Source organism: Streptomyces deserti, assembly GCF_054782695.1.
On record NZ_BAAGRZ010000001.1, the window covers coordinates 1,150,753 to 1,167,589 of the forward strand.

15 protein-coding genes are annotated in these 16,837 nt (G+C 72.2%); 6 read left to right on the forward strand and 9 right to left on the reverse strand.

Annotated elements, in window-relative coordinates; translation table 11 throughout:
• Positions 1–22: 22 nt before the first annotated feature.
• From ACYVMZ_RS05145 to ACYVMZ_RS05170, 6 genes are all read right to left on the reverse strand, one after another.
• On the reverse strand, positions 23–910 hold the full coding sequence (locus tag ACYVMZ_RS05145) for a carbohydrate ABC transporter permease (protein WP_461075839.1): 888 nt from the start codon (positions 908–910) through the stop codon (positions 23–25).
• Positions 907–1,881: a carbohydrate ABC transporter permease gene (locus ACYVMZ_RS05150; RefSeq protein ID WP_461075841.1), complete on the reverse strand. Its 975-nt coding sequence runs from the start codon at positions 1,879–1,881 to the stop codon at positions 907–909. Before ACYVMZ_RS05150 ends, ACYVMZ_RS05145 begins: the two co-directional genes overlap by 4 nt.
• Entirely contained in the window at positions 1,878–3,182 is a 1,305-nt protein-coding gene (locus ACYVMZ_RS05155) for an ABC transporter substrate-binding protein (RefSeq protein WP_461075843.1), read from the reverse strand. The genes ACYVMZ_RS05150 and ACYVMZ_RS05155 overlap by 4 nt, the downstream gene beginning before the upstream one ends.
• A 197-nt stretch (positions 3,183–3,379) precedes the next feature.
• Positions 3,380–4,852 (reverse strand): glycoside hydrolase family 18 protein, encoded by a 1,473-nt coding sequence (locus ACYVMZ_RS05160; protein ID WP_461075845.1) that lies wholly within the window; start codon positions 4,850–4,852, stop codon positions 3,380–3,382.
• A gap of 111 nt (positions 4,853–4,963) precedes the next feature.
• A complete protein-coding gene (locus tag ACYVMZ_RS05165) occupies positions 4,964–6,364 on the reverse strand; it encodes a sensor histidine kinase (RefSeq protein WP_461075849.1) in 1,401 nt (466 codons plus the stop codon).
• Positions 6,361–7,083 carry a response regulator transcription factor gene (locus ACYVMZ_RS05170; RefSeq protein WP_461075851.1) on the reverse strand — a complete coding sequence of 241 codons (723 nt, stop codon included), beginning with the start codon at positions 7,081–7,083 and terminating at the stop codon, positions 6,361–6,363. Before ACYVMZ_RS05170 ends, ACYVMZ_RS05165 begins: the two co-directional genes overlap by 4 nt.
• Positions 7,084–7,193: 110 nt before the next feature.
• Between ACYVMZ_RS05170 and ACYVMZ_RS05175 the strand changes: the two genes are divergently transcribed.
• Positions 7,194–7,721 (forward strand): hypothetical protein, encoded by a 528-nt coding sequence (locus ACYVMZ_RS05175; protein ID WP_461075853.1) that lies wholly within the window; start codon positions 7,194–7,196, stop codon positions 7,719–7,721.
• A gap of 13 nt (positions 7,722–7,734) precedes the next feature.
• Here the strand turns inward: ACYVMZ_RS05175 and ACYVMZ_RS05180 are convergent, their stop codons facing one another.
• Together ACYVMZ_RS05180 and ACYVMZ_RS05185 are read right to left on the reverse strand one after the other, a co-directional pair.
• Positions 7,735–8,604 carry a spermidine synthase gene (locus tag ACYVMZ_RS05180; protein ID WP_461075855.1) on the reverse strand — a complete coding sequence of 290 codons (870 nt, stop codon included), beginning with the start codon at positions 8,602–8,604 and terminating at the stop codon, positions 7,735–7,737.
• A gap of 142 nt (positions 8,605–8,746) precedes the next feature.
• On the reverse strand, positions 8,747–9,175 hold the full coding sequence (locus ACYVMZ_RS05185; protein WP_461075857.1) for a hypothetical protein: 429 nt from the start codon (positions 9,173–9,175) through the stop codon (positions 8,747–8,749).
• A gap of 298 nt (positions 9,176–9,473) precedes the next feature.
• Between ACYVMZ_RS05185 and ACYVMZ_RS05190 the strand changes: the two genes are divergently transcribed.
• Positions 9,474–10,925 carry a hypothetical protein gene (locus ACYVMZ_RS05190; protein ID WP_461075859.1) on the forward strand — a complete coding sequence of 484 codons (1,452 nt, stop codon included), beginning with the start codon at positions 9,474–9,476 and terminating at the stop codon, positions 10,923–10,925.
• Positions 10,926–10,996: 71 nt separating this feature from the next.
• Here the strand turns inward: ACYVMZ_RS05190 and ACYVMZ_RS05195 are convergent, their stop codons facing one another.
• Positions 10,997–11,590, reverse strand: a complete 594-nt coding sequence (locus ACYVMZ_RS05195) for a histidine phosphatase family protein (protein WP_461075861.1) — start codon at positions 11,588–11,590, stop codon at positions 10,997–10,999.
• A gap of 208 nt (positions 11,591–11,798) precedes the next feature.
• Between ACYVMZ_RS05195 and ACYVMZ_RS05200 the strand changes: the two genes are divergently transcribed.
• The 4 genes from ACYVMZ_RS05200 to ACYVMZ_RS05215 are packed head-to-tail and all read left to right on the forward strand — an operon-like array spanning position 11,799 to position 16,810.
• Entirely contained in the window at positions 11,799–12,785 is a 987-nt protein-coding gene (locus ACYVMZ_RS05200; RefSeq protein WP_461075863.1) for a phosphatase PAP2 family protein, read from the forward strand.
• Positions 12,736–13,896: a hypothetical protein gene (locus ACYVMZ_RS05205; RefSeq protein ID WP_461075865.1), complete on the forward strand. Its 1,161-nt coding sequence runs from the start codon at positions 12,736–12,738 to the stop codon at positions 13,894–13,896. Before ACYVMZ_RS05200 ends, ACYVMZ_RS05205 begins: the two co-directional genes overlap by 50 nt.
• Positions 13,887–15,479: a hypothetical protein gene (locus ACYVMZ_RS05210; protein WP_461075867.1), complete on the forward strand. Its 1,593-nt coding sequence runs from the start codon at positions 13,887–13,889 to the stop codon at positions 15,477–15,479. Before ACYVMZ_RS05205 ends, ACYVMZ_RS05210 begins: the two co-directional genes overlap by 10 nt.
• Positions 15,476–16,810 carry an AAA domain-containing protein gene (locus tag ACYVMZ_RS05215; RefSeq protein ID WP_461075869.1) on the forward strand — a complete coding sequence of 445 codons (1,335 nt, stop codon included), beginning with the start codon at positions 15,476–15,478 and terminating at the stop codon, positions 16,808–16,810. The genes ACYVMZ_RS05210 and ACYVMZ_RS05215 overlap by 4 nt, the downstream gene beginning before the upstream one ends.
• Positions 16,811–16,837 lie beyond the last annotated feature (27 nt).

Here is a 16,837-nt window from a genome sequence, read left to right on the forward strand (position 1 = left end):
TCTTTCTGAGGGGGCCTGGGTGTCAGCCCTTGTTGGCGCCCAGCGTGAGGCCGCTGACGAACTGGCGCTGGAGCGCGAAGTACACGATCAGCGTCGGGATCGCGGTGAGCAGGGCACCGGCGGCGACCAGGTTGGGGTCGGTGAAGTACTGGCCGGAGAGGTTGTTCAGGGCCGAGGTGATCGGCATGTTCTCGCCGGTCGAGATCAGGACGATGGCCCAGAAGAAGTCGTTGTAGATCCAGATGGACAGCAACGTCGCCAGGGCCGCCATCGCGGGCCTGCACAGCGGCAGCACGATTTGCCAGTACAGCCGCCACACCGAGGCGCCGTCGACGAGCGCGGCCTCGGTCAGCTCGTGCGGCAGCGAGCGCATGTAGTTGCTGAGCACGAACGCGCAGAAGCCGGACTGGAACGCCACGTGGATGAGGACCAGGCCGAGCGCGGAGTCGTACAGCTTGCCGCTCATCGTGATGCCGGGCAGGTCGATCAGCAGGTACAGGCGGTACAGGGGCGTGATGATGACCTGCTGCGGCAGCAGGTTGCCCGCCGTGAAGACCAGCAGCAGGAACAGGTTGAGCCGGAAGTCGAAGCGGCTGACGTAGAACGCGACCATCGACGACAGGAACAGCGTCAGCAGCACGGCCGGGACCGCGACCAGCAGCGTGTTGCCGAAGTAGTGCAGCATGTCCGACTGCTGGAAGGCGTTCGTGAAGTTGTCCAGGCTCAGTTTGTCGGGCCAGGAGACATAGCCCTTCTCGCTGGTCTCCCCGTACGGGCGCAGGGCCGCGTACACCGCCCACAGCAGCGGGGCGAGCCAGGCCAGCGCGGCGCCGGCGAGGAAGACGTGCAGCAGGATCCGGGCGGGGCGCAGGGGGGTGCGCTGCCGGTGAGCGCCGGTGACGGTGCTCATGCGCGCCGCTCCTTCCGGAAGGTCGAGATCAGGTACGGGATGATCACGACGAGTGAGATCACCAGCAGGACGACCGCGATCGCGGAGCCGTAGCCGATGCGGCTGGACTCGCCGATGATGTTGTTGGTGACCAGGATCGACAGCAGCTCGGTGCCCTGGGCGCCCTTGTTGAAGACGAAGACCAGGTCGAAGGCGCGCAGCGCCTCGATGATGGTGACGACCAGGACGACCGTGTTGGTCGGGCGCAGCGTCGGGAAGATGACGTTCTTGAACGTCTGCCACTCGTTGGCACCGTCCAGGGCGGATGCCTCGCGCAGCGACGGGTCGACGCTCTTCAGCCCGGCCAGGTACAGGATCATCATGTAGCCGGCGTGCCGCCAGGAGGCGGCGATCAGCACGGCCCACAGGTTGAGGTCCGGGTCGCCGATCCAGTCGATGTAGTGGCCGGGCTTGTTGGCGCCGATGATGCTGTTGATCAGGCCGGTGTCCGGGTTGTAGACCAGCTGCCAGACGAAGCCGATGACCGCGAGCGACATGACGACCGGCAGGAAGAACGCGGTCTGGTAGACGCGGCTGAAGCGGATCCTCTTGTCCAGCTGCACGGCCAGGAACAGGCCGAGCGGGGTCGGGATGAGGATCAGCACCACGAACCAGATGACGTTGTGCTCGACGGCCGGCCAGAACTGCGGGTTGTTGGTGAACAGTTCCTTGAAGTTCTCCAGCCCGACCCAGGTGATCGAGTCGAAGCCGATGCCGTTCCAGGTGGTGAAGGCCAGCGCGATGGAGGCGAGGGCCGTCACCCATACCAGGGCCACATGCAGGACGGTCGGGATGCCCGCCATCAGGGCCAGGACGACACGGTCCCGGCGGGTGAGGAGGCGGCGGTGACCCGTCGTCCTCGGGCGGGGTGCGGCGCCCGGAGACGGCTCGACGGCCGTCTCCGGGCTCTTCGGGGTGGTGTCGATGGTCATGAGGAGGCGAAGATCGTCTTCTTCTGGCGCTCGATGGAGGAGAGCAGGCTGTCCACGCCCTTGGGGTCACGGACGAACTTCTGCAGCGAGGGCTGCATCACCGTGGAGGTGAAGTCCGGGCGGCTGTCGCGGTCCATGAACTGGGTGAGGCTCTTGGCGCCGCTGATCATCTCGTACGCCTTCTTCTGCAGCGGGGTGTACGAGGAGGTGTCGGCCTTGGTGGAGGCGGCGACGACGCTCGGGTCGGACTTGAGGTAGATCTCCTCGGCGGCCGGGCTGCCCAGGTACTCGAGCAGCTGGACCGCGCCCGACTTGTTCTTCGGGCTCTTGCTGAGCATGAAGCCGTCGGTGGGCGCCTCGACGGTGTCCTGCCCGTACGCCGGGTCGATCTCCGGGAAGGCGAAGAAGTCCAGGTCGTCCAGGTCGGCCTTGTTGGTGAACTGCTGGGCCACGAAGGTGCCGAGCAGGTACATGCCGGCCTTCTTCGACACGAGGGTCTGGGCCGCGTCCTGCCAGGTGCGGCCGACGGCGCCCTCCTGGTGGTACGGGAGGATCTCCGTCCACAGGTCGAAGACGGAACGGACCTTGGCGTCGGTCCAGGACGCCTTGCCGGCCATCAGGTCGACGTGGAAGTCGTAGCCGTTCTTGCGGAAGTTGATCTGGTCGAAGGTGCCGAGCGCGGGCCAGGCGTCCTTGTCGCCGAAGGCGATCGGGACCAGCCCGTCCTTCTGCATCTGCTTGCACAGGGCGACCAGCTGGTCCCAGGTGGTGGGGACCTCGTAGCCCTTCTCCTGGAAGACGCTCTTCCGGTAGAAGACCGCCCAGGGGTACGTGTACAGCGGCACGAAGTAGTACTTGCCGTCCTCGCCCTTGCTGAGCTTCTTCATCGCGTCGGGGAAGTTGCCGCCGACCTTCTGCCACACGTCGTCGATCGGGGTGGCGAGGCCCTTGGCCGCGAAGAACTGCATGCGGTAGCCGGCGAACCAGGTGAACACGTCGTCGGGCGTGCCCTGCAGATACGCGTTGATCTGCTCCTGGAAGGTGTTGGAGTCCTTGGTGTTGACGGCGACCTTGATGCCGGACTGCTTGGTGAAGGCCGCGTAGATGTCGGCGAAGGCCTTCTTCGGGACCGGGTCGGACGCCTTGGAGCCGAGGGAGACGGTCTTCGGGTCGGCGGCCGTGCCGCTGCCGCCGCAGGCGCTCAGCAGGGGGATGCCGGCCCCGAGGGCCACGGCACCGCCGACGCCGCGCAGCAGGGTGCGGCGGCTGGGAGCGGGGAGGGAGGGGGTGAGGTGGTGCATGAGCGGCTCCAGAGGACAAGGCTCGGCCATGAACGCGATGCATCGGAGTCGGTCGTAATCGACCAGAAACCAACTTGACCGAACACGCGTGGGCGTAACTACAGCCGTATGTCCGTTCATGCGTCAATAGCTGTCGGCCCGAGTTGTCGAAACGTAATCGACATCACCGCGCCCTCCGGAGCCGTGCGCGGTCCGCCCTACCGGTGGGCCGCGAAGGCCTTCGTGAACGCGAACCTGTCCTGGAGGATCGAGCTGCACGTGGCGTCCGCCGCGGGCTTCTCCCCGCCCGGGCACTGCTTGTCACGGGTCGCGGACCACATCGACAGCCAGCCCAGCCCCTTCGCCTTGGCGAAGTCGACCAGCTGGGTGGCGTCGTCGACCGTGAAGATCTCGGTCGTGACGTCGTTGACCCCGATCATCGGCGTGACGGCGACCGTCTTCCAGGCCGCGCTGTCGGAGAGCCCGAGGACGCTCTTGATCTGGGCCTGGGTGGCGGTGGCGGCCTGTTCGGCGTAGGTGCCCATCTCGCCGCTGTACGCGGGGCCGTAGTCCATCGCCATGATGTTGACGGTGTCGATCTTCACGCCGTTCTGCTTGGCGTCGACCAGCAGGTTCACGCCGTCCTGGGTCAGGCCCTCCGGCATGACCGGGAGGGTGAAGGAGACGTCCAGACCGGGGTGGCGCCGCTGGAGCTCGGCGATGGCCCGGGCGCGGCGCGTGTTGGCCGCCGCGTCGGGCAGCGCGCCGCCCTCGACGTCGAAGTCGACCTTGGTCAGCCGGTAGGCGTCCACGACCTTGCCGTACGCCGCCGCCAGCGCGTCCGCCGAGGAGCAGGTGGTGCCCAGCTCCGAGCCGGCCGCGCCGCCGAAGGAGACCCGGACGTCGCCGCCCTTGGCGCGCAGGGCGCCGATCTGGGCCGCCACCGCGTCGCTCGCCAGGTCGGTCACGCCGCCCCACTTCGGCGTGCAGCCTCCTCCGTCCGTGATGAAGGCCAGGTTGTACTCCTTCACGCCCGTCGCCTCGGCGCCGGCGACCAGGTCGAAGGCGGGGTGGAGGGAGGTGTCGACGTAGGGGGCGAAGCCGGCGGTGGTGGGGGTGCCGGTGCCGGGGCTCTCCGAGGGTTTCGGGGTGGGGGTGGGGCGCTGGGTCGGGCTCTGAGTGGGGCTCGGAGACTGGGTGGGGTTCGGGGACTGGGTGGGGTTCGGGGACTGGGTGGGGCGGCCGGTCGGCTCGGGGGCCGGGCCGTCGTCCGTGGCGCACTTCGCGTCGTCGATGAGGCAGCCGGCCGGGTCGCCCGTGCCGTTGACCACGAAGCCGACGGTGACCGCCTCGCCGGCGGCCAGTCCGTCCGTGTCCCACTTCGGCGGCCGCACGGTGACGTGCTGCCGGCTGACGCTCGACTCGCCGTTCCACAGCGAGCTCAGCTTCGCCCCGGACGGCAGATCGAACTCCAGCGTCCAGTCGCTCTTCGCCTGCCCGCTGTTGTTGGTGACGACGTACTGCGCGGTGTAACCCGTCGACCAGGTACTGGTCTTCGTATACGCCGCGCCGATTCCGGCCGCCTGGGCGGTACCGGTGACCAGGATCGCGCCACCGCCGGCCACGGCCGTGGCGACGACAGCGCCGATCACCTTTTTCCTCCCGCTCACCTTGCGCCGGTGCGTACTCATCGCGTGCCTGCCTTCGCTGTGCGTTTCTGGGGTGGATGCGGCAGCACGCTAGCGATCTCGAATCGGGCAAAGCGCCTGATCGCGACGGGAGTTGGCGATCTTAGGGTGGGCTTAAGGAAGGGATCGGGACCGATTAAAGGTGGCGGCCGGCGCGGGTCGCCGGCGGCGCCGTACGGCCCCCCGATGTCCCCTGCGCACCGGTTTCCTCCCGTCCAGCTGGATCCAGATCCGCACCTCGGTCCCGCCGAGCACCGACGAGCCGATCGCTACGTCCCCGCCGGTCGACTCCGCGAGCCGGCGCACGATGTCCAGGCCGAGCCCGGTCGAGCCGTCGCTGCCCGAGCCCCGGCCGCGTGCCATGGCCGCCTCCGGGTCGGGTATGCCCGGGCCCGCGTCGGAGACGAGCACAATCACCGCGTCCTCGCCTTTGTGCACGTCGACCGCGAAGGCGGTGCCCTCGGGGGTGTGCCGGAAGACGTTGCCGAGCAGCGCGTCGAGCGCGGCGGCCAGATCGGCGCGGGCCACGGGTATCCGCACGGGCCGGTCGGCCCCGGCCACCCGCCACGTGCGCCCCTCGTCCTCCGCGAGCGCCGACCAGAACGCCATCCGCTCCCGCACCACCTCGGCCGCGTCGCACCCGGCGCCGGGCCCGGCCGCGGCCGTCTGCGGCTTGGCCTCCCGGGCGGTGCGGATGAGGGTGTCGACCTCGCGCTCCAGCTGCTCGACCGCGGCCCGGGTCTGCTCGGCGGCCGGCCCGTCCCCGAGCGAGGCCGCGTTCAGCCGCAGCACGGTCAGCGGCGTGCGCAGCCGGTGCGACAGATCGGCCGCCAACTCCCGCTCGTTGGAGAGGAGTTGCACGACCTGGTCGGCCATGGAGTTGAACGCCACCGCCGCCAGCCGCAGTTCGGTCGGCCCCTCCTCGGGCACGCGGGCGCCCAGCTTGCCCTCCCCCAGCTCGTGCGCGCCCTCGACCAGACGCTGGGCGGGCCGCACCATCCGTACGCCCAGCCGGTCGGCGACCGCGACCGAGCCGACGACGAGGGCGGCACCGACCGCGGCGAGCACCGCCCAGGCCGTGCCGACGCCGTTGGTGACCTCGGACTCGGGGACGTACACCTCGACGACCGCGATGCCGGAGCTCAGCGCGACCGGCTGGAGCAGCGTGGAGCCGCCGGACACCGTACTGGTGGAGGCGCGCCCCAGCTTCCGTACGGCCGCGATGTCCTCGTCGGCGGCGCGCTGCCGTCCGATGTCGAGGGCCGGCCCGCCGTCGCCCGCCGGGACGTGGACGGCCAGGTCGGCGTCGGAACCGGCGGAGACGACGACCCGTTCGAGCTGGTCGCGGTCGGTGGTGATGGACAGGGCCGGGGCCACGGCCGCGGCCCGGCGTTCGGCGTTGGAGAAGGCACGGTCGCGGGCCATCTCGCGGATGACGAGTCCGAGCGGCACCGCGAAGGCGACCACGACCATGGTGGTCACCGCGAGCGACACCTTGACCAGGGCCCACCTCATCGCGGCGGCTCCACCTCGGCCGGAGGCTCGGCGGCGGGCGGCTCCAGCTTCACGCCGACGCCCCGCAGGGTGTGCAGGTAGCGCGGGTTCGCCGCCGTCTCGCCCAGCTTCCGGCGCAGCCAGGACAGATGGACGTCGATGGTCTGGTCGTCGCCGTACGACTGCTGCCACACCTCGGCCAGCAGCTCCTTGCGCGGGACGACGACACCGGGCCGGCGCGCCAGGAAGGCGAGCAGGTCGAACTCGCGGCGGGTGAGGTCGAGCCGGACACCGTCCAGCTCGGCCTGGCGGCGCAGCGGGTCGACGGTCAGGCCGCCGACGCGGAGCACGCTCGACGGCTGGGCGTCGGCGGCACCGGACCGGGCCCGGCGCAGCACGGCCGCGATCCGCGCGGACAGGTGCTCGACCGAGAACGGCTTGGTGAGGTAGTCGTCCGCCCCGGCGTTCAGCAGCCGGACGATCTCCGCCTCGTCGTCCCGCGCGGTCGCGACGATCACCGGCACGTCCGTGATGCCGCGCAGCATCTTCAGGGCCTCGGACCCGTCCAGATCGGGCAGTCCGAGGTCCAGGATCACCACGTCGAACCGGAAATGGGCGACCTCGCGCAGCGCCTCCAGTGCCGTCCCGACGCTGCGTACGGTGTGCGAGGCGTCGGTCAGGTGCCGGATGAGCGCCGAGCGTACGAACTGGTCGTCCTCGACCACGAGCACACTTGCCATGCGCCGCACCGTACGCCATGCGGCGGAGCCGGATCGGGGCCTGTGGACAACTCCGCATCTGTGGACAACCGGGCGACACGCATGTGACCCGTGAGGCAGTATGGCCCGCGATGCGCAGCGGACTCGTACACATGTTGGCCTGGCTGCTCGCCACGGGCGCGGCGGTCACGCTGTCGTGGTGGGGTGTCCACACCGTGATGGCGGGCACCGCGTACGACCCGCCGCGCGCCCTGCCCATCACGGCGGCCGACGCGACCGGGCGGACGTCGAAACCGCTGGCGTCGTCGACACGACGGCCGTCGTCCCCGGCGAAGAGTCCGTCACCGAAACCGCCCGCGACCCGGGAGCCGAGCACCCCGTCACCCGCGCAGCCGCCGAAGCGCAGCCCCCGCCCCTCCCCCTCCCCCACCGCCTCCGGCCAGGTGAGGGGCTACGACACGGAAGGCGGCCGCGTGGTCTTCGACCTGGGTCAGACGTCCGCGACGCTCGTGTCGGCGACCCCTGCGGCCGGCTGGTCGATGCAGATGTGGAAGACGGAGTCCTGGATCCGGGTGGAGTTCTCGTCGGGCGCGGACCGGGTGTCGGTGTTCTGCACCTGGCACGACGGCCCGCCGCGCGTGGACATCGGGACCTACTGAGCGCGGTACGGGGTCACCGGAACACGGACGGGGGCGGCGCCGGCGACGCCACCGCCGCGACGTCCGTCACCGGTACGGCCCCTCCGGTGAAGTCGAGGAGCGCCCTGCCGTGCTCGACCCGGCCGGGGTGCGGGTCGGAGGCGGCCCGGCGGGTCAGCTCGGCGACCGGCAGCGGCCGGTCGCAGGCGACCAGAACGGCGTTGCCGAAGCGTTTGCCGCGCAGCACCGCCGGATCGGCGATCAGCGCGAGCTCGCCGAAGCGGGCGGCGGCGGTGGCGATCTGGCCGCGCAGGTGCGCGAGCGGCGGCCCGTCGGCGAGGTTGGCGGCGTAGACACCGCCGGTCCGCAGGGCCCTGCGGACGTCGTCGAGGAACTCGGTCGAGGTCAGGTGCGCGGGCGTACGGGCCCCGCTGAACACGTCGTTGATGACCAGATCGGCCCACCCGTCGGGCATCTTGGCGAGACCTTCCCGGGCATCGACGGAACGCACCCGGATCCGGGCGTTCGGATCCAGCGGCAGCTCACGCCGGACCAGTCGCACGAGGGCCGCGTCCCGCTCGACGACCTGCTGCGTCGAGCGGGGCCGGGTGGCGGCGACGTACCGGGCGAGCGTGAGCGCGCCACCGCCGAGGTGCACGGCGTGGAGGGGCTTGCCCGGTGGGGCGACCAGGTCGATGACGTGCCCGAGCCGCCGCTGGTACTCGAAGGACAGAAACGCCGGGTCGTCGAGATCGACGTGCGACTGCGGTGCCCCGTCGATCACCAGGCTCCAGGCCCGCGCCCGCTCCCGATCGGGAATCAGCTCGGCAAGCCCACCGTCGACCCGCTCGACGACGGCTTCGACCGCGACCTGCCGGCGGCGGGGATTCCTGGACTTTCCCATGGGGCCATTATCGGGAGGTTACGCGCCGAGCTGCGGTGGTGGTCCCGACCCCGCTGCGGGCACGCGTGCCGACCCAGCTGCACCCACCCGGCAGCGGCCCCAGCCCCGAGCACCTGGACAGCCGGCCTCAGCAGCAACGACCTCAACAACAACCGTCCGCCGCCGCGATCATCCGCGCCGCCTCCCCCAACGCCGCCCGCAACACCACAGGATCCGTCGCCGGCTCCGCCTCCCCCGGCGGCAACAACCAGTCCGCCCCCTCCACCGGCGGCTCCGGCGGAGCCGGCCTCACCCCTGGCCCGTCGGTCTCCGTACACGTACTGCCCGGCACGTCCCACCCCGCAGCCGTCCCCGCCGGCACCAGGAACCCCAGCGTGTCACCCCCGTCGTCGTGCAGTACGAGCCCCACCGCGTCCCCGGCCCCACGCCGCAGAATGTCGACCGCCTCCAGGCCCTGCCGCGCCGGAACCGTCACCACCTCGCACCCGGCCGCCGCGAGCTGTGCCACGTGCACGGTCGTCGGCATACCCGGCGGCGTACGAGGATCGTTGCTCTGGCTGGTCGTCACCATCCCGGCCTCCACCACGAAAACCCCTGCTCGGACACGCGGGTCGGGAGTCGGGGGCCTCCCGGTCCGCAGTGTTCAACGCGCCGGGCCGTCAACGGCTACGGCAGAAGTCCGCCGCAAAGGATGGCACTTCATGGCAGATCACGGATGAGATATCCGGTTTGTAGCCAAACCCCGCGTGGCGGCTCCGACACAGCCGGTACGTTCTTGCCCGCCGGAAACAGGGCACGCTATACAGGCAAAACACATAACTCGCCCCGAATCCGGCATGGTTCGACGGTTCGCACGAGAGGACCCGGCCATGGCGTCGTCAACGGTGACCTCGTCTCAACCCAACCGGCCACCGCAGCCGAACCTCGTCTTCCGGCAGCTGCGCGGGCAGCGCTCGCCGGCCGAGTTCGCCGCGGCGGTCCGGAGGGCCGCCCGCGAGATCGGCGAGCGGGTCAGCTGTGACGCGCGCTACATCGGCCGGGTCGAGGCGGGCGAGATCCGCTGCCCCAACTACGCGTACGAACGGGTGTTCCTGCACATGTTCCCCGGCCGCACGCTCACCGACCTGGGGTTCGCGCCCCGCTCGTCCGTACGCGGACGCCAGGCGCGCGCCGCCGAGGACGCGCCCCGGCCGTGCACCACGAACCCGGCGAACGCCACGAGTGAGACCAGCGGGACCTACGAGCCGTATGACACGCAGGACCCGGACGACCCGTACGACCCGCACGACAACCACGAGGAGAGCGACGTGCTGCGTCGCGCATTCATGACCGGCGGAGGCGCCACGGTGGCCGCCGCCTCGCTGGGCCCCCTGGGGCTCGCCTTCGACGCCGCGGCGGCTCAGCGCCCCCTGCGCCGCGCCGGGGCGGGCGACGCGGGCGCCCTCGAAGAAGCAGTCCGCCGTATCCGGCTGCTCGACGACCGGCACGGCGCCGACGGCCTCTACCGGCGTGCGGCGGCTCCGCTGCGCGCCGCCTACGCGCTGCTCGACGCCGGTACGACCCGGCAGACGTCGGCGGACCGGCTGTACTCGGGCGCCGGTGAACTGGCCATCTCCGTGGGCTGGCTGGCCCATGACTCGGGGCGCTTCGACGACGCGCGCTCCCACTACGCGGAGGCGCTGGCGACCGCCCGGATGAACGGGGACCCGGCCGTGGAGGCGCACGCGTTCTGCAACATGGCGTTCCTCGCACGGGACGCGGGCCGGCCGCGCGAGGCGGTCCGGGCGGCGCAGGCCGCGCAGCGGGTCGCACGGCCGCTGGGCTCGGCCCGGCTCATGTCGCTGCTCGCGCTGCGCGAGGCGGGCGGCTGGGCGGGGCTCGCCGACCGCACCGGCTGCGAGCAGGCCCTGGCCCGTGCGCAGGCCCTGTACGAGCGGGGACCCTCGGACGCCGACCCCGAGTGGATGAGCTTCTACGGCGAGGCGGAACTGGAGGGCCTGGAGGCGCAGTGCTGGTCGACGCTGGGCGACTGGCCGCGGGCGGCGCGGCACGCGCGGCGGGCGGCGGAGCTGCAGGATCCGCACTTCACGCGGAACATCGCGCTGTACACGGCGGAGCTGGCGGACGATCTGGCGCGGGGCGGGCGGCCGGACGAGGCGGCGGTGGCAGGGATGCGGGTGCTGGACCTGCTGGAGGAGGTGCAGTCGTCGCGGATCCGGACGATGCTGGCGGGAACGGCGCGCGTACTGATGCCTCACCGGCGGTCTTCGGGGGTGTCGGCGTTCCTGGAACGTCACGCCTCGTCGCCACGGACGGCGTGAGCTCAGCCGCGGGACCCCGTAGCGCCGGGTTGCGCAGCCCCCGCCCAGCCCCGGCACCGCGTACGAAACACCTACGCCAGGTGCCCCAAGTCGTTCCAGCTCTCGACAGCCGGCTCCCCATAAGCCCACCCCAACACGGACAACGACGTCGGATTCAGCCGTATCCGCGCCGCGAAATCGATCGGCAGCCCCAGCCACCGCGCCCCGATCGACCGCAGGATGTGCCCGTGGGCGAAGACGAGTACGTCACGGTCCTCCGACCGCGCCCAGGACACCACCTCGTCCGCCCGGGCGGTCACCTCGGACAGGGACTCGCCCTCGGGCACACCGTCACGCCAGATGAGCCACCCGGGCCGCACCGCCTGGATCTCCTCCGGTGTCATGCCTTCGTACGCCCCGTAGTCCCACTCCATCAGCACGTCCCAGGCACGCGCGCGTTCACCGAAGCCGGCCAGTTCGCACGTCTCACGCGCGCGTGCCAGCGGGCTGGTGCGTACCTCGACGCCGGGCAGGCCGTCGTACGGCGGCCGGTGCAGGCGCTCGCCGAGCAGCTTGGCGCCGCGCCGGCCCTCCTCCAGGAGCGGCACATCGGTCCTGCCGGTGTGCTTGCCGGACAGTGACCACTCGGTCTGTCCGTGCCGGGCCAGCAGGATGCGCGGTGCCATAGGAGACCAAGACCTTTCCGGGAGAAAAACGCGGGCGGAACTCCCCCATCATCGCGCACGCTGGTCACGGGCAACCCGGCGGGCGATCCCAGCGTCTATGAGGGCCGAGGCGCCCACGAGGGCGCACACGTACGCGTGAAGACGTACGCCGTAAAGTGGCACGACCGGCTGACGGGGCGCCGCGGAGGAGAAGGGGGAGGGCGATCGGATGCCGCACACCGAGACACCGGGCACCGAGGCGGCCCCGGCGACCCGGCTGCGCTGGTGGACCGAACTGCCGCTGATCCTGCTGGTGTACGCCTGCTACTCGGCGGGCCGGCTCCTCGTCCGCGGTGATGTCTCCGACGCCGTCGACCACGGTCTGGCGATCCTGCGCGTCGAGAAAGCCCTGAACCTCAACGCCGAGCACCCGCTGAACCGTCTCTTCACCCGTGAGCCCTGGATCGGCATACCGGCCGACTTCTGGTACGCGTCCCTGCACTACCTGGTCACGCCCGTACTCCTGGTCTGGCTGTTCCGCTCCCGCACCCTGCACTACCGTGCCGCGCGCACCTGGCTGATGACGTCCACCTTCCTGGGCCTGGTCGGCTTCACCCTGCTGCCGACCTGCCCGCCCCGCCTCCTCGACGCGAGTCACGGCTTCGTGGACACGATGGCCCACTACAGCTCGTACGGCTGGTGGGGCGGTGAGGCCAGCGCGCCGCGGGGGCTGGGCGGCATGACGAACCAGTACGCGGCCATGCCGAGCCTGCACGTGGGCTGGGCGCTGTGGTGCGGAGTGGTGCTGTGGCGCTACGGCGGTACGCGTACGGCGAAGGTGGCGGGTGTCGTCTACCCGCTGGTGACGACGATCGTGGTGATGGGCACCGCGAACCACTACTTCCTCGACGCGGTCGCGGGCGCGGCCGTGATGGGCGCCGGGCTGCTGCTGGCGCCGGTCGTGATGCGGGCGGCGGACCGGGTGAAGGCGCGCCTCGCGCCCGCAACCGCGCCCACAGTCGCGCCCGCCGCCGCGCCGGTAGCGCCGGTCGCGGCGGACTCTTCCGGCGCAGGTTCCTCAATTGTCAGTGCCGGATGCCAGACTTCCGCGGGTGAGCGAATTCCACGGCAGCGCGCGTCACGGTTCGAACCAGGAGCCGAGCCGGGTGCCTCTCCCCAGGACGCGGGAGAAGGCGCTCCGGCACCGGCTCGCTGAGCTGCGCGGGCCCGACGTTCCGGCGAAGGCGCTGGACGCCCGCGCCTTGGCGGCCCTCGCCGCCAACCCGGGCTGCGAGCGGCGCGCGATCCTCGACGGCGCCGGGGTGAACAAGGCGGCGCTGGCCGGTGCGCTGGGGGCGCCGTCGGCCTTCGGGCAGTCGCAGTTCGCGTTCATGCGCGGCAACGCGTTCGAGGCGAAGGTGAAGGCGGACGGCGGCGCGGAGCTGCTGCGGCTGGTGCACGAGAAGCTGGACCGGTCCGCCGAGCCGCCCGCCGACGCGCGCGTGCCCGAGCTGACCGCGACCGGCCCGGAAGGGCGTACGGCCCGTACGGCGCTGGAGTTGCGCAAGGCCACCGAGACGCCGGGGGCCTGGACGCTGCTCGACCATCCGATGCTGGCGCTCGACGTCGCGGGCTCCCCCGCCTTCCTGGAGCCGGACGCGGTGGTGGTGCACCCGGACGGCAGCTGGACGGTCGTCGAGATCAAGTCCTTCCCGCTGCTGGACGGCTCCGCGGACCCGGCGAAGGTGGGCGCGGCGGCCCGGCAGGCGGCGGTGTACGTGCTGGCGCTTGAGGAGGTCGCGGCCCGGCTCGGCGCGGAGCCGGAGGGGCGCGCCGGTGCCGGCGGCGTGCCGGCCCCGCGCGTGCGGCACCGGATCCTGCTCGTCTGTCCCAAGGACTTCTCCAACCTGCCGACCGCGTCCGCCGTCGACATCCGCAAGCAGCGCGCGGTGACCGCCCGGCAGCTGGCCCGGCTCACCCGCATCCAGGAGATCGCCGACACGCTCCCCGAGGGCACGTGTTTCTCGCCGGAGCTGCCCACCGACCGGCTGACCGCCGCCGTCGAGTCGGTCCCCGCCACGTACGCCCCCGAGTGCCTGTCGGCGTGCGAGCTGGCCTTCCACTGCCGCGCCCGCTCCCGCGAGGCCGGTGCGGTGACCTCGCTGGGCCGCCCGGTCCGGGCCGAACTGGGCGGCCTCGCGACGGTCGACGACGTTCTGGCGGCGGCCCGCGGGGAGGCCGGGGACCCGCAGGACCCGGCGGTGGCGGCGCTGCGCAGAGCGGCGGCCCTGCGCGCCCAGGCCCTGAAGGGGGCGGCATGTCGCTGATCTCCACCCTCGCCCGCCTGGAAGCCGTCCGCACCGGCCGCGCCCAGCCCGCCGCGACCGTCCGGCACCGGCATCTGTCCGAGCGGCCCCTGGTCTTCGTGCCGCTCACCACCGCCGGTGAGGCGGGCGCCCCGCTCGGCGCGCTGGTGGGCACCGACCGGGACGCGCCGCACCTGCTGGTCGTCCCGCAGCCGCGCGACCGCGACCTGCGGTTCGCGTTCCTCGCCGAGCTGGCCGACGTCGTACTCCCGTACGTCGACGCGTACGCCGACGTCGTCGAGGCCGCCGAGCGCACCGAGACCGACCCGGAGACCGGCAAGCGGGTCAAGGTCGAGGTCGACCTGTGCGCGGACGCGCCGCAGCTGATCGTGCCGAGCCGCGCGGGCATCGACTTCGTACGGCTGCTGGGGCGCTCCATGCGCTTCCGCCGTACGGCGGAGCAGGACCCGGAGGCGCCCCATCCGGCACCACCGCGCGTACCGCTGCTCGGGCGGTGGCTGACGCACTTCGGGGAGCGGGCCCGGGTGCCGGGCTCCTCCCTGCTGCTGGCCATGACGGATGTCCTGGCCCGGCACTGGGCGACCGGGCAGTCCACGCTGGAGGACCAGCATCTGGGCGCGCTGCTCGCCTGGATCGACCCGCCCCAGGGGCTGTCGGGCGCCGAGGCCGCGCTCAGGGCGGAGCTGGAGCGGGACGCGCGGGGCCAGCTGACGTGCCCGCCCGCCGGTCCCGCCACCGACCCGGCGTTCGACAACAAGCTGCTCGCCCCGGCCATCGAGCGCTACGACCGCGCCCGCACCGCTCTCTCCGCCGCCGAGGACGGCCTGGAGGCCGACGACCGCCTCGCCGCGCTGACCGCCGCTGAGCGGGAGATCCGCGAGCTGGTGCGCAGCCGCACCCTGCCCACCTGGGAGAAGGTCTGGCAGGGCCTGGACCTGCTGCGGGAGCTGCCGGCGGGCGCGCACGTCGAGGAGCGGTGGACACGCGACCGCTGGTCGTTCACCGGCCACCGCGACCGGGTCCTGGCCGGAGAGCCCCCGCAGCCGCGCCGCGACGACGCGGTCACGGCCGCCAACAAGCTCGCCACGCGCGAGCGCGAACAGGCCCGCCTGGACGCCCACGAGGCGCTCGACGACCCGCTGGTGATGGTGGCGCGGCGGCTGGCCGGGGAGGCGTTCGCGGGCGAGGTCACGGACGTCGTCATGGCGTACAGCGAGGGCAAGCGGCCCAGCCCCCGCCCGCTGGTCACGGTCCGCACGGACGACCGGCCGCACCTCGGGGAGCGGGCCAAGGTGTACCGGTCGCTGGGCGGGAAACCGCAGTCCGCCGAGTTCGTGACCTACGAGGACGACGGCGGCCTCGTCGTGCTGCGGATCCTCGACAAGATGGGCCGGGGCAAGGAGCCGGAGGCCGGGTCGGTCCCGGAGAAGGGCGACCTGGTCTGCTTCACGCTGTTCGAGCACGAGCCGCGCGGCGGGGCGAAGCTGCCCGACCCGGAGGAGACGCCGTGGACGCACGGCGGGCCGCCCGGTGAGGCGGCCTTGGAGGCGGCCGACCCGGTGACCGAGGAGGATGTCCTGTGACCACGGTTTTCGCCCCGTCGGCCGCGGCGGCCGAGGCCACCGACGCGATCCTCCGCGACACGCTGCACGGCACCGCGCGCGGTGTCGTCGTCGACTCCCCGCCCGGCGCCGGCAAGTCCACCCTGGTCGTCCGGGCGGCACTCGAACTCGCCGCCGCCGACCGCCCGCTGATGGTCGTCGCGCAGACCAACGCCCAGGTCGACGACCTGGTGCTGCGGCTCGCCGAGAAGAACCCCGAGCTGCCGGTCGGTCGCCTGCACAGCAGCGACGCCGACCCCTATGACAAGGCGCTCGACGACCTTCCGAACGTACGGAAGTCGGCGAAGGCGGCCGACCTCACCGGGCTGCCGGTCGTGCTGTCCACCGCCGCCAAGTGGGCGCACGTCAAGGTCGACGAGCCGTGGCCGCACGCGATCGTGGACGAGGCGTACCAGATGCGCTCGGACGCGCTGCTCGCGGTGGCCGGGCTGTTCGAGCGGGCCCTGTTCGTGGGCGACCCGGGGCAGCTGGACCCGTTCGCGATCGTGGGCAGCGAGCAGTGGGCGGGCCTGTCGTACGACCCGTCCGCCTCCGCCGTGACGACGTTGCTCGCGCACAACCCGGACCTGCCGCAGCACCGCCTGCCGGTGTCCTGGCGGCTCCCGGCCTCGGCGGCCCCGCTGGTGTCGGACGCCTTCTACCCGTACACGCCGTTCCGCAGCGGCACCGGCCACGGCGACCGCCGCCTCACCTTCGCCGTCCCGTCGGACGGCTCCGGCCCGGACCGGGTGCTCGACGAGGCGGCCGAGTCCGGCTGGGGCCTGCTGGAGCTGCCCGCCCGGCACACCCCGCGCACGGACCCCGAGGCGGTGCGGGCGGTGGCGACGGTCGTACGACGGCTCCTGGACCGGGGCGGCGCGGCCACTTCGGAGCGCTCGCCCGACCCCGTGTCCCTGACCGCCGACCGGATCGCGGTCGGCACGGCGCACCGGGACCAGGCGGCGGCGGTGCGTGCCGCGCTGGCCGAGCTCGGGGCCGCCGATGTGGTCGTGGACACGGCGAACCGGCTCCAGGGCCGGGAGTACGACGTGACCGTCGTCCTGCACCCGCTGTCCGGCCGCCCCGACGCCACGGCCTTCCACCTGGAGACCGGCCGCCTGTGCGTCCTGGCCTCCCGGCACCGGCACGCCTGCATCGTGGTGTGCCGGGCGGGCGTGGACGAGTTGCTGGACGACTACCCGTCGACGGAGCCGGTGCAGCTGGGCACGGTCGTGAAGTTTCCGGATGGGTGGGAAGCCAATCACGCGGTGCTGGCGCATCTGGCCGGGCACCGGGTGGTGTGGCAGCCCTGAGGTCCTGGGCCCAAGGCCCTCTTGCAC

Excerpts from the sequence above, each read along its gene's own strand:
- ACYVMZ_RS05160 (WP_461075845.1), bottom strand. The coding sequence starts at position 4,852 with ATGAGTACGCACCGGCGCAAGGTGAGCGGGAGGAAAAAGGTGATCGGC.
- ACYVMZ_RS05180 (WP_461075855.1), bottom strand. The coding sequence starts at position 8,604 with ATGGGAAAGTCCAGGAATCCCCGCCGCCGGCAGGTCGCGGTCGAAGCC.
- ACYVMZ_RS05200 (WP_461075863.1), top strand. The coding sequence starts at position 11,799 with ATGCCGCACACCGAGACACCGGGCACCGAGGCGGCCCCGGCGACCCGG.
- ACYVMZ_RS05190 (WP_461075859.1), top strand. The coding sequence starts at position 9,474 with ATGGCGTCGTCAACGGTGACCTCGTCTCAACCCAACCGGCCACCGCAG.
- ACYVMZ_RS05195 (WP_461075861.1), bottom strand. The coding sequence starts at position 11,590 with ATGGCACCGCGCATCCTGCTGGCCCGGCACGGACAGACCGAGTGGTCA.
- ACYVMZ_RS05145 (WP_461075839.1), bottom strand. The coding sequence starts at position 910 with ATGAGCACCGTCACCGGCGCTCACCGGCAGCGCACCCCCCTGCGCCCC.
- ACYVMZ_RS05185 (WP_461075857.1), bottom strand. The coding sequence starts at position 9,175 with ATGGTGACGACCAGCCAGAGCAACGATCCTCGTACGCCGCCGGGTATG.
- ACYVMZ_RS05175 (WP_461075853.1), top strand. The coding sequence starts at position 7,194 with ATGCGCAGCGGACTCGTACACATGTTGGCCTGGCTGCTCGCCACGGGC.
- ACYVMZ_RS05210 (WP_461075867.1), top strand. The coding sequence starts at position 13,887 with ATGTCGCTGATCTCCACCCTCGCCCGCCTGGAAGCCGTCCGCACCGGC.
- ACYVMZ_RS05155 (WP_461075843.1), bottom strand. The coding sequence starts at position 3,182 with ATGCACCACCTCACCCCCTCCCTCCCCGCTCCCAGCCGCCGCACCCTG.
- ACYVMZ_RS05170 (WP_461075851.1), bottom strand. The coding sequence starts at position 7,083 with ATGGCAAGTGTGCTCGTGGTCGAGGACGACCAGTTCGTACGCTCGGCG.
- ACYVMZ_RS05150 (WP_461075841.1), bottom strand. The coding sequence starts at position 1,881 with ATGACCATCGACACCACCCCGAAGAGCCCGGAGACGGCCGTCGAGCCG.
- ACYVMZ_RS05165 (WP_461075849.1), bottom strand. The coding sequence starts at position 6,364 with ATGAGGTGGGCCCTGGTCAAGGTGTCGCTCGCGGTGACCACCATGGTC.